Raw genomic sequence first — 12163 nt, 5'->3', positions numbered from 1 at the left:
GATGACATTGACCCATTCAACCCTGAAACTGAGCCTGGCGGCCGCACTGGTCGCCGCTACCACACCGGCCTGGTCCAACGAAGAGAAACCCGGCCCTCTGTGGTTCTCGCTCGATGCGGGGGCCGCCACTGCCCTGACCCAGGACGACTACCAGCAACAAATCGATGACGCGGGCTTCGACGATGTAACCGTCAGCGCTCCGGACACGGCTCGTTTTACCGGGCGACTGGGTGCCGGCTGGGATTTCTGGCAAAGAGACGATAGCCCGTTCACTCTGGCGGCCCAGGCCGAATGGTTCAGCCTGGGTCCGGTTGACTTATCCTACAGCGGCAGCATTCCCCAGAGTGAACTCGACGATCTGTACGATGCGCTGGTAGGCATTCATCCGGACAGCGGCAACGGACTGGCACTTGGCGTATCCGGTCGTTGGCAGGGGTTCGACGCCGATCGCCTGAGGCCGCTCAGTCTGGGCGGCGAACTGGGAGCGAACTATTGGTGGCAACGGTTTGAACTGGACGACATCAACGGCGATACCGCACGTACCGACGAGACCGACGGCGCCGGTTGGTACGGTGGCCTATTGGCCGACTACCGTTTAACGCCGCAATGGTCGACCCGGGCCGGCTGGCGCGTGTACGGCCTGGACAGCGAAACCACCCAGACACTCACTCTGGGCCTCACCTTCCGCCTGAACACCCGACAGCCCCCTGAGCCGGAACCGGTCCAGGAGCCGATTACACCAGAATCCGAGCCAGCGCCCATTCCCGCGCCCATCGGACAACCGGACAGCTTCACACTGGACCGTGACAGCGAACAGACACTCGACGTCCTCGCCAACGATTCCGATCCGAGCGGCTTGCCGTTGCGCATCATCTGGGTCGAAGGGGCTTCGGCCGGCCAAGTTCAGGTGGTCGACAACGGTCTGGCCATTCATTACCGTCACGAAGGCGGTGACGAAACATCGGACGCGTTCCAGTACTGGTTCACCAACGGCGAAAACGAAGTCGGCCCCGTGCAGGTCAGCCTGACCCTGAATCCGGTCGCGCCGACCCCGAGCGAAGATCAATTTCAAGTCGGGTTCAACACCGTCTCAAGACTCGATGTTTTGGCCAACGACTCGGATCCCAACGCCGAGCCGCTGTCAGTCAGTCGCATGACCCAACCCCAAGCGGGCACGGTTCGTAGGGTGGACGACATTCTGGTCTATCAACACGACGGCTCGACGGTCGAGACACTCGATTTCGACTACTGGGTCACCAACGGTCGGCGCGAGGCGGGTCCGGTCAGTGTCAACCTGACGGTACTGCCCGAAGTGCTGACCATTCCGATCACCTTCGCCTCCATGTCCACCGAGGTTCGTTCCGAAGACCAACCGGCGCTGGATCAGCTGGCGACGTGGCTCAACCGCAACCCCGGAGCAATCATCACCGTCATCGGCCATACCGACAACGACGGCAACCCGGACTTCAACCAAAGGTTGTCGGAGCGGCGGGCTGAATCCGTCGTAACCTATCTGATTGAGCAGGGCATTGACCGAAACCGACTGACCGCCATTGGTTTCGGCGACAGCCAGCCGGTCGCGGACAACACGACTCCCGAGGGGCGCCGAGCCAACCGTCGCGTCGAAGTTCGCCTCGAATAATTAGTGATAGCGCCCCTCGGGGGCGCCCTATTTCTTCAACCAGTAGGCGTATTCGGGTACAACTTACTCTATCCTTGTCCCATTAAATGTCTCTTCCATTGTACAACGGTAAGTCGATTCTTGACCTTCGTCGAATTCGATAGCGGTCATTTCGTATTTGTATTCTCCTTGAAAACTTGAATCAACGGCACTGATTTTCCCTTCCACTGAGAATGACTCGTCTCGATACAGCTCATCCAAGTTGTAGTACCGATTTCTAATGCTATTCTGGCTCGGTCTAATTGTACCGTCACTTTGAAGAGCAAACAACGGAGTTTCAGAGAAAAAATAGTTGTCATAGGGTGCTTTCTGAAAGAGCGTGCCATCGGCCACACGGTAATCCATTTCCAGACCACCTTCTTCGTAAATGGTATAATCCAACCAATCGAATTGATCACCACATGTACCATTGGTCACTGTCAAAGTGCGCTCGACACTCCATTTCCCCTCCCATGCGAAGTCACGTTTTGGTAAAGAGACACCATAAAAAACGAGTTTATACTTGTATGGGCCATTGAACCCATCGGGGCCGCCATACAATTCTGATAATTCACTGACGGTTATTTTAAGCCTCAGAAACTCACCTTGATCCACATAGATTTCAGACATTCCCGATAGGCCATTGGAAAAAAACCCGGAATACACCTCCCGATCACGATCTTCGCCAAGATCATACGTTTCGATATCCAGAAATGGAGAGCCGTCGCCACTTCGCGACTCAATGTAATACAAGCCGGGCAATAGGTTGAGATATACTGAGTCTCCCTCTTCATCTGGAACGGTACTTTCATAGCTACAGCCTTGGGTTACATCGAATTCAATGGGGCTATCCGACGTCCCATTAGTGTTATATACCGTCTTGCAATCTGGATACTCAACTTTAATAGAATCATCATTGGTGTTGTTTTCTGCATCAGGTATTTCTTCCTTGCACCCCACCAAAACAGCAAACAATATACTTCCAACCAGATATTTTGATTTCACTTCTACAATTCCTTTAGATTCAAATGGTTCTTAATGGCACAGAATTACGCACTATTTCACATCATAGAACCATGTCAATCAGCAATACAGGATCTAACATCGTACCAAAAATACAGATTGTCACCCCACACTTACCCTCAAATAAAGCTCACCTTCCTGTGACATAAGTCACTTCCTTTCTTCCAGACCCTCTTTTACAGTAGAGAAAATGGAGTTCTGCTTAACTTCACTGAAAGGACCGGTCATGAACGCCAGCCTTCAAGCCATAGTAGACACGTACACATCTCCAAAACAAGCCTTCGCCCAGGTTCGCGATCAACATGTTTCCGCCTGGGTGCCACTGCTATTGATCCTGGTGTCCACCACGGCTGTCACCACCTGGTATTTCACCTCCGTTGATCCGCAGGCCTTTATGGCCGAGCAAATTGCACTGTCCGGTCAGACGATGAGTCCGGAGGAACTGGCGATGGCCAGCGAACAGATGGCCGGTTTTCTGCCGTTCAGCGGGGTGATGCCGGTGCTGTTCCTATTGGTCGTCTACGCGCTGGTCGCACTGTATTTGCACATGGTTGCCTCGGTCGGGACCGATGCCGAACTGAAATACGGCCGTTGGTTCAGCCTGGTGTGCTATGCCTTTCTGCCGTCGCTTGTGGGTCTGATCACCATTGCCGTCGGCTATGCCATGGCCGGAGACCGGTATGTCAGTTTCGCCACACTGGATCTGACCAGTCTGAACAACCTTGTCCTGCACTGGCCTCAAACCCACCCCTGGACCGGCATGATCAACGCTCTGTCGCTGTCCAACCTCTGGGTGGCGCTGTTGTTGATCGTTGGCTTCAAAACCCTGACCGGCGCTAGCTGGGGTGGCGCCATCGTCACTGTTCTGATTCCGTTTGTATTGCTGTTCGGCGGCTGGGCCGCCTTCATCGTCTGGTGAGGACACCATGAAAAAGGCACTGATTCTGATCGTCATTCTGGCTCTGGCCGTGGGAACACCGCTGGTGGCCAATTGGACCGGTCGCGACACCGGGACTCCGGTGGAAACGGTGAGTCTGGAACGCCAGACCATCGAGACGCTGACACTGGCTTCCGGCAGCATTATTTTCGGCGATGAGCGCAAGTTGCGACCCGAGGTCACGGCCCTGGTCTCCGATGTACTGGTCGAAGAAGGCGATGCGGTCGAGCGCAATGAGGTGGTGATCCAACTGGATCAGGATCAGTTCCAGTCGGATGTCGAAAACCAGCAAGCCGCCGTGCGTCTGCGCGAGATCGACATCGAGCGCGGTCAGGTGCAGATAGCCGCACTCGAGAACCAACTGGATCGCCAACAGCTGCTGTTCGAGCGCAATGTCGCCAACGCCGACTCGGTGCAGGCATTGCAAGACCAACTGGCGCTGGCCCGGGTCGACCTGAGAGCCACGCAACAACAGTTGGCGGTCGCCCAGCTCGCGTTGGAACAGGCGCAGGAGCGCCTGGAGAAAACCCTGGTACGTGCGCCGATCGACGGCACCGTCTCCGCGCTCGACATCAAGGAAGGCGAGATGGCGATCAGCGGCAACACCGGCGACCAGGCGTTGATGACCGTGGCCGACACCAGCCGCACCTACGCCGAGATCGAAATCGACGAAGCCGACATCGGACGGGTCTCGCGCGGCCAGACGGTCAAGGTCTTCGCGGTGGCCTATCCGGATACGCCACTCGAGGGCCGGGTGGAAACCATCGCCCTGACCGCCCGCCAGGCCCAGGGACGCAGTGGCCTCTCCTTCACCGTCAAGGTGCTGATCACCGACACCCGCGACCTGGAGATCCGCCCCGGCATGAGTTGTCGCGCGGAAATCATCACCACCAGTGCCGGCGAGCAATGGGCGCTGCCACTGGAAGCGGTGCAACAGGACATCGACGCCGGCACCGCTTACGTCTGGGTACTGGAGAACGGCCAGGCCCAGCGCCGGGAAGTCACGCTGGGCCCGTCCGACGACCGCTATCAGGCCATCGAATCCGGCCTGGAACCGGAGACGAAGGTGATCGCCGGGCCGGTCCGCACGCTCATCGACCTGACCGAGGGCCAGGCTGTCACGGCCAAGGTGCCGGCGGACAGCGACGAGGCTTCCTGATGTCCCTGATTGAGCTGAAAAACGTCGGCCGCGTCTACCACATGGGCGGCGAGACCCTGCACGCCTTGCGCGACATCAATCTCGGTATCGAGCAAAACGAGTACGTCGCCTTTATCGGGGCCTCGGGCTCCGGCAAGTCGACCCTGATGAACATCCTCGGCTGCCTGGATTCCCCGAGCAGCGGCGAATACTGGCTGGACGGCTCGCGGGTCTCCGGCATGAGCGGCAAGGAACTGGCGCGGGTGCGCAACCGGGAAATCGGCTTCATTTTCCAGAGCTTCAACCTGTTACCCCGGGTCAGTGCTTTAAAGAACGTCATGCAACCGCTGATCTACGCCAAGGTCGGTTTGCGTGAGCGTACCCGCCGCGCTCAGGCGATGCTGGAACAGGTGGGGCTGGGTGAACGCATGCACCATCAACCCAACGAGTTGTCCGGTGGCCAGCGCCAACGCGTGGCCATTGCCCGGGCCCTGGTCACCCAGCCATCGATCCTGCTGGCGGACGAACCAACCGGCAACCTGGACAGCAAAACCAGCCTGGACATCATGACCCTGTTCAAACGGCTTCACGAGGAAGGCCAGACCATCATCATGGTCACGCACGAGACCGACATCGCCGCCTATTGTGAACGGCAAATCCAGTTGCACGACGGCCATGTGGCGACCGACAGCCGGGAGGCACCCGCATGATTTTCCTAATCCTGGAAAGTTTCCGGTCGGCCCTGCACTCGATTCGAGCCAATGCGTTGCGCAGCTTTCTGACCTCGCTGGGCATCATCATCGGGGTCGCGTCGATCATTACCGTGGTCTCGTTGGTGCAGGGACTTCAGGCGTCGATCGATCAACAGTTCGAATCGCTCGGCTCCAATTCGCTGATCATCCAGCCCGACTTCAACCAGCAGGAATACGAAGGTCGGGACGTCTATCTGAGCGAGGACGACCTGCTCGCGATTCGTAAACGAGTGGTGGGTCTGGACTCGGTCACGCCCCAGGTGTTTCTCAGCGCGGCCCAGGGCCTGACCTACCGGGGCAATCGTTCCAGCGTGGACGTGCGCGGTGTCGAACCGGACCTGTTCGTGCTGGACGATACGTTCGCGGACCGCGGGCGTGAATTGATCGCCGCGGACTTAATCGGCCGCAGCCGGGTCATGGTCATCGGTGACAAGGTTCGACGCGATTTGAAGTTGCCGAACGATCCGGTCGGGGAATTCGTCCAGTTCGGGCTGGACTGGTTCAAGATTGTCGGTCTGCTTGAAATCAAGGGCAACTTCCTTGGACAGGACCTCGACAACGTGGCTTACATTCCGTTCACCACGGCCAACAGCATCACCCCGACGCATGCCAACCCCTTCATGATTTTCCTGGCCAAGGCCGACCCCGACGAACTCGATTGGGTGCGTCAGCAAATCCGCCAGGTGCTGCGCAAGGAACACAAAATCCAGCCGGGCAAACCGGACGATTTCAAGATCGAGAGTTCGGAGCAAATCCAGCAGTCCATCGCCCAGGTCACCGGCATCATCACCGTCGTGTTCGGCGGCATTGTCGGCATCAGCCTGCTGGTCGGCGGCATCGGCATCATGAACATCATGCTGGTCTCGGTGACCGAACGCACCCGCGAGATCGGCATCTGCAAAGCGCTGGGCGCGACGCGTGCCGATATCATGCTGCAGTTTCTGATCGAGGCTGTGGTGCTGTGTCTGCTGGGAGGATTGATCGGTCTCGCCGCCGGCTTCGGCCTGGGCAAGGTCATCGCCAACATGATCCCCAACTTCACACCCGCCGTGGTGCCCCTCTGGGCGGTCTTCCTGGCACTCGGTTTTTCCACCGGTGTGGGTGTGTTGTTCGGCCTGCTGCCGGCGGCCAAGGCGGCGCGACTGGACCCGATCGAATCGTTGAGGTACGAATAACCGGCTTCCGACCCGCCTGACGAATACTTTACCCACGGTGAAAAGTCGGTTACCTGCCATTGCCGAAAAAACGGCTATGATTCTTGTGCTATCCCTCAGGGACCGGGTCGGATTCATACCGGTCCATTGACTGACCCCATCCGAAAGGCATCTGAGCGCTGCGGTCCAGGCCATTCGGCTCAACGGAGAGAGCACCCAAGATGCGCGCGAACACCACCCCTCGACCGATCCCCCAGGAAGCTTTTGACTGGTACGACGAATACGCCCATGGTCTGATCGACCGCCGAACCTTTATGGCGCGACTGTCCACACTGGTCGCAGCGGGCTTCGCGATGAGCGCCCTGACCGGCGCCTTGCTGCCCAAATATGCTCTGGCCGAACAGGTTTCGTTCAACGACCCCGATATCCAGGCCAGCTATGTCCGTTTTCCCTCACCCGACGGGCATGGCGAAGGTGAAGGTTATCTGGTTGTTCCCACGGGTTTGGCGAAAGCGCCATCCGTACTGGTGATTCATGAAAACCGGGGCTTGAACCCCTACATCAAGGACGTTGCCCGTCGTCTCGCCAAGGTCGGTTTCGTTGCCTTCGCACCCGATGCCCTGTACCCGGTCGGAGGTTATCCGGGCAACGACGACGAAGGACGCGCCCTGCAAAGTTCACTGGACCGGGCCAGGATGGAGTCGGATTTCATCGCTGCGGCCGGCTTCCTGAAAACCCATGAACAAAGCACCGGCAAACTGGGAGTCGTCGGTTTTTGCTTTGGCGGCTATGTCGTCAACATGCTGGCCGCCAGTATTCCGGACGCCGTAGATGCCGGCGCACCGTTTTATGGCACCCCGCCCGCCGAATCGATCCGCGATCGGGTTCGGGCACCTTTGTTGTTGCATTTCGCGGAACTGGACAACCGGGTCAACGCCTCCTGGCCCGAGTATGAATCGACGCTGAAAGCCAATGGCGTGCCTTATACGGCGCATGTCTACCAGGACACCAATCACGGGTTTCACAACGACTCCACGGCGCGCTACGACGAAGCGGCGGCGGAACTCGCCTGGGAACGAACCATTGCCTTTTTCAAGGAAAAGCTGGCTTAGAGCGTTTGACCCGGTCTGTGTGTATCCGGGTCAGCGCCATCGCTCGACGATGCGTTGGAATTCCCCAGTGTCCTGAATGGTCGCCAACCCCGCCTCGAATTCCCGCAACAGGGTGTCGGTAGCGGGGTTGGATGTCAGCCCCACTACGTATTCCCGGCTGGAGCCGAATACCGGCAGTTTCTCGAACCGTCCCTGCTGACCCATTTCTTTCAGCACGTAATCCCAGTTGGTTTCGTAACCGGCGAAACCGTCCAGTCGGTTCGAGGCGAGCATGCGAAACCCTTGCTCGATCGTGTTCAGCGGGTACTTTTCGATCTCGTTTTGATGCGCCCAGTCGTCACCGAAGTTGTAACCGCGCACCAGCCCGATGGTAAGACCATCCAGTGAGGACAGATCGGTCCACTCTATGGAACTGTCCGGATTCACGTAGATGCGAAACGCCGCGTCGTTGATCGGGACTCGGGGATACGTGAAGTAAGCCTCGCGCTCGCTGTTTTTACCCGCCGGGAACAGCAAATCGGCATCGCCTTCGCGGACATTGGCCATGGCTCGGACCCAGGGCGTGATCACCAGCTCAATGGTGTAACCCCGGGCATGAAAACTCTCGCGCAATATATCCCAACTGTATCCCTGAAAACTTTCCGCATCCGATCCCGGCGGTACGACTTCATGTGACTTCGGCGGAACCCCTTCCTTGTAAAAACAATAGGGCGGATAGTCTCCGAGCGTCGCCACTCGCACCCGTTTTTCGTCGGCCGCCACTTGAGCGACCCCAAAACACAGCGCAAGAAGAACAACCAGACCCACCGGTCTCAGCCAGGACATAACGGACACCCCGCACCCAAATGGCTATTCACAGGATAGACCCGAAAACACGGCTTCGCTCTAACTCCTCCATCCATGGAGTCGTCGGCTCGGGCATCCTGCTTCGCTCTACCTCCTCCATCCATGGAGTCGTCGGCTCGGGCATCCTGCTTCACTCTACCTCCTCCATCCATGGAGTCGTGCTACACTGGCTCAAACTCTTACCAGCCCCTGACGGATGCTCCACACCCTGCCCGGCAACCAACTCGAAGTCCTGGTCGAACCGCTCGCGACTCTGCTGGCAGTGCCGGTCGACAACCCGTTGCAGCCGGACATCGTCATGGTGCAGCACCAGGGCATGCAGCATTGGCTGAGCATGAAACTGGCCGAGCATCCGGACCGGCGCATCAGCATGAACCTGCGTTTCCCGCTGCCGGTCACCCAGTTCTGGACACTCGTCCGCCAGATCCTCGGCAAGGACGATGTACCCGAAGCCTCACCCTACCGCCGGGAAGTACTGATCTGGCGACTGAATGACCTGTTGGCCAGCGAGGCTGTGCGTCAGGACCCGGCCTTTGCCGAGCCGACCCATTACTGGCAGCGTCAGTCCCGGGGGCAACAGGCCGTGCGCCGTTTCCAGCTCGCCGGTCAACTGGCGGACCTCTATGAACAATACCTGCTCTATCGGCCGGACTGGATTCTGGACTGGGACGCCGGTCGCGGCGACCACTGGCAGGCGCATCTGTGGCGACGGCTGATCGCCCAACCGGGCGGCGCCGGCCACCCGGTCCGCAAGGCCCGCCAGGCCATCGACCGCATCGCCACCCCTTCAGAACCCTTGCCGGAGCGCCTGTTTTTGTTCGGCATCAACGCCCTGGCGCCCTTTTGGCTGGATTTTCTCAAGGCATTGTCCGACGAAGGCGGCCTCGACATTCATGTGCTTTACCTGAACCCCAGCGACGACTACTGGGGCGACGTAGTCAGCGAGAAACAGGCGGCGCGTCAGCGCGCGGCCTGGGTCGAGACCGGCGAGACACAGGACACCCTACCGGAGGTCGGCAACCCGCTGATCGCCAACCTTGGCCAACAGGGCCAGGCTTTCGTTAAACTCCTCACCGAACGGGCCGATCTGGAAAGCCCGGTGTTCCGCGAAAACGAAGCGCCTACCCTGCTCGGTCAATTGCAGCGCGATCTGCTGCGCCTGCACGACGGCCGCCGGACACCGACCGATGTGAGCGATCACTCCGTCTGTGTCACCCGCGCCCACAGCGCATTGCGCGAAGTGCAGGGGCTGCACGACTGGCTGCTGCACCAGTTCAACGAACGGCCGGACCTGACGCCCAAGGACGTGGTGGTGATGTGCCCGAACGTGGAAGATTACGCACCCTTCGTCGAAGCCGTGTTCGCGCGTCGGTTCGACGACTTGTCCGAACGCGTACCGCCGCTGCCCTGCTCCATCGCGGACCGCAACCTGAAGGACGCCGACCCCACCGTTGCCGCCTTTCTCGACCTGCTGACGCTGCCGGATGCCCGCTTCCAGGTGAACCAGGTGATTGGCTGGCTGCGCGTGCCCGCCATCCAGGCCCAGTTCGGCCTGACCCCGGACGACATCGACCAGTTGGCGCACTGGCTGCAGCAGGCCAACGTGCACTGGGGGCTGGACGCCGACCACAAACAGCGTTGGAGCGGCCGCGAAGTGAGCGACCACTACAGCTGGCGGCAAGGTCTGGAGCGGCTGTTGGTCGGGTTCGCCTGGGGCGACGAAGAGACTGTCGTTGGTGAGCGACTGCTGCTGCCCCAGGTGGAAGGGGCCGAGGCGCTGCAACTGGGCCGCCTGATGGCCTTTATCGAACGCCTCCAGGCGCTCGCCGCCGACCTGAATCGACCGCGTACGGCCAAAGACTGGCAGGCTTTTCTGAAAGAACGGCTGCAACGGGCCCTGTTCGCCAGCGAGGATGCCTTCGATCCGGCTCACGACGACCTGCGCCAGGCCATCGGCGATCTCGGCGAGCATTGCAAGGAAGCCGGCTATGACGATGAGATTCCACTGGCCGTGGTACGCGAGGTGCTGCAAAACGGCTTTGCGGGCAGTCAGAGCACCGGCCGCCAGTTCCTAACCGGACAGATTACCGTCTGTTCGATGGTGCCGATGCGCTCCATTCCGTTCAAGGTGCTGGCCGTACTCGGCCTGAACGACGGCGAATTCCCACGCCAACGGCCGCCGCTCGGCTTCGACCTGATGGCCGACGACAAGCCACGGTTCGGTGACCGATCAAGACGTGGCGACGACCGCTACCTGTTCCTGGAAGCCCTGCTCTCGGCCCGCGAAGCACTTTACCTGAGCTACCAGGGCCGGGACGTGAACACCAACACCGAGCGCCAGCCATCGCTGGTGCTGACCGAACTGTTCGACTACCTCGAAGCCTCCAGCGGCTGGCGCCGCGATGCGATCCATACCCTGCCGCTGCAGCCGTTCAGCATCGAAAATTACATTCGCGGCGACCAACAGCCGACCTGGCCCAGTTTCGACGGTCACTGGCTGCGCCTGCACGCGCCGTTGGCCGAACCCGAGACCCGGGTTCGACTGCCCGAACCCGACTGGCCGGAGTCGGTCAGTCTGGACGAGCTGATCGCCTTCTTCGACCACCCGTCGCGCCAATTCGCCCGCCAGCGACTCGGCTTGTATCTCGGTTTCGACGACCGGCCGCAACTGGCTGACAGCGAACCCTTCACCACCGACCATCTGCAACGCTATAAACTGCAAGACAGCTTGGTGCACAGTCGCCTCGGCCTGGTGGATACAACGGAGAGCCAGGTCATGAACCGTGCCCGGCTTTCAGGCGATCTGCCCGACCACCCGTTGGTGGAACCCGAACTGGCGACCTGGCTGGACCAGGCCGACCACTTTGCAGACAGCCTGAACGCACTGGGCAGCGCGGAACTGATCCACGAACCGGTCGAAGAACGCATCGCCGGCCAGACCCTGACCGCGACCTTGCCGCGGCTGCCCGACGGCCGTCTCCTGTTCTGGCGCCTCGCCGACGCCAAAGGCAAGGACTTCGTCCGCCTCTGGTTGCACCATCTGGTTGCCAACCTGTCGGGCGACACCACCACCCTGGGGCTGTACCGGGAGCGCAAAACCGACGATGTCTACGAACGGACGTTCGCGCCGATGGACCGCACCACGGCCAAGGAAACACTCGGCAATTGGCTCGCCGTGTGGAAACAAGGCCTGTGCGAACCGCTGCCGTACAACGCCGACATCGGCGTCGAGATGGCCAGACCCCGACAACGAGGCGGGTACCAACCCAGCCATTTCGACCGCCTGTGGCAAGGCGATATGGTCAAAACGGGGCTGTCCGAGGATCCGTATCTCAGCTGGTTCTGGCCGGAACCGCCGCCACATGATGACCTGTACGACGCTATGATTGCCCTGTACGAGCCCTTGTTCACGCAAGTGGGTTGATTCGATCATTCCTCCGGTGCCGGGCATTCGGGCCGGTCGTCCGCGTAATCCGAGCGCGGGCATTTGCCAGCCCCGAAGCACCTTGTCAGAATGCCGGTATCGCCATTGATTCCGGTA

9 protein-coding genes are annotated in these 12163 nt (G+C 59.7%); 7 read left to right on the top strand and 2 right to left on the bottom strand.

What is annotated here, in order from left to right; translation table 11 throughout:
* The first annotated feature begins 1 nt into the window (after window position 1).
* On the top strand, window positions 2–1642 hold the full coding sequence (locus IE111_RS08225) for an OmpA family protein (RefSeq protein ID WP_189608065.1): 1641 nt from the start codon (window positions 2–4) through the stop codon (window positions 1640–1642).
* Between the two features lie 63 nt (window positions 1643–1705).
* Here IE111_RS08225 and IE111_RS08220 read toward each other — a convergent pair whose 3' ends face one another.
* Window positions 1706–2665: a hypothetical protein gene (locus tag IE111_RS08220; protein ID WP_189608064.1), complete on the bottom strand. Its 960-nt coding sequence runs from the start codon at window positions 2663–2665 to the stop codon at window positions 1706–1708.
* Between the two features lie 244 nt (window positions 2666–2909).
* Here IE111_RS08220 and IE111_RS08215 point away from each other — a divergent pair, with 244 nt between their 5' ends.
* The 5 genes from IE111_RS08215 (at window position 2910) to IE111_RS08195 (ending at window position 7776) form a co-directional block, all read left to right on the top strand.
* A complete protein-coding gene (locus IE111_RS08215; RefSeq protein ID WP_189608063.1) occupies window positions 2910–3602 on the top strand; it encodes a YIP1 family protein in 693 nt (230 codons plus the stop codon).
* A gap of 7 nt (window positions 3603–3609) precedes the next feature.
* Entirely contained in the window at window positions 3610–4779 is a 1170-nt protein-coding gene (locus IE111_RS08210) for an efflux RND transporter periplasmic adaptor subunit (RefSeq protein WP_189608062.1), read from the top strand.
* Window positions 4779–5468 carry an ABC transporter ATP-binding protein gene (locus tag IE111_RS08205; RefSeq protein ID WP_229805287.1) on the top strand — a complete coding sequence of 230 codons (690 nt, stop codon included), beginning with the start codon at window positions 4779–4781 and terminating at the stop codon, window positions 5466–5468. Before IE111_RS08210 ends, IE111_RS08205 begins: the two co-directional genes overlap by 1 nt.
* A complete protein-coding gene (locus tag IE111_RS08200) occupies window positions 5465–6685 on the top strand; it encodes an ABC transporter permease (RefSeq protein WP_189608061.1) in 1221 nt (406 codons plus the stop codon). Before IE111_RS08205 ends, IE111_RS08200 begins: the two co-directional genes overlap by 4 nt.
* Before the next feature lie 200 nt (window positions 6686–6885).
* The gene (locus tag IE111_RS08195; protein WP_189608060.1) at window positions 6886–7776 is read left to right on the top strand and encodes a dienelactone hydrolase family protein; all 891 of its coding nucleotides are present in this window, start codon (window positions 6886–6888) and stop codon (window positions 7774–7776) included.
* Between the two features lie 30 nt (window positions 7777–7806).
* On the opposite strand, the gene IE111_RS08190 is transcribed toward IE111_RS08195, so the two are convergent.
* The gene (locus tag IE111_RS08190) at window positions 7807–8601 is read right to left on the bottom strand and encodes a substrate-binding periplasmic protein (RefSeq protein WP_189608059.1); all 795 of its coding nucleotides are present in this window, start codon (window positions 8599–8601) and stop codon (window positions 7807–7809) included.
* 217 nt (window positions 8602–8818) lie between these two features.
* Here IE111_RS08190 and recC point away from each other — a divergent pair, with 217 nt between their 5' ends.
* Window positions 8819–12046 (top strand): exodeoxyribonuclease V subunit gamma, encoded by a 3228-nt coding sequence (gene recC / locus IE111_RS08185; RefSeq protein ID WP_189608058.1) that lies wholly within the window; start codon window positions 8819–8821, stop codon window positions 12044–12046.
* Window positions 12047–12163: the final 117 nt, after the last annotated feature.

Source organism: Saccharospirillum salsuginis, from assembly GCF_014651855.1.
Lineage (GTDB): Bacteria > Pseudomonadota > Gammaproteobacteria > Pseudomonadales > Natronospirillaceae > Saccharospirillum > Saccharospirillum salsuginis.
This window is presented reverse-complemented; position numbering and strand designations above follow the sequence as displayed.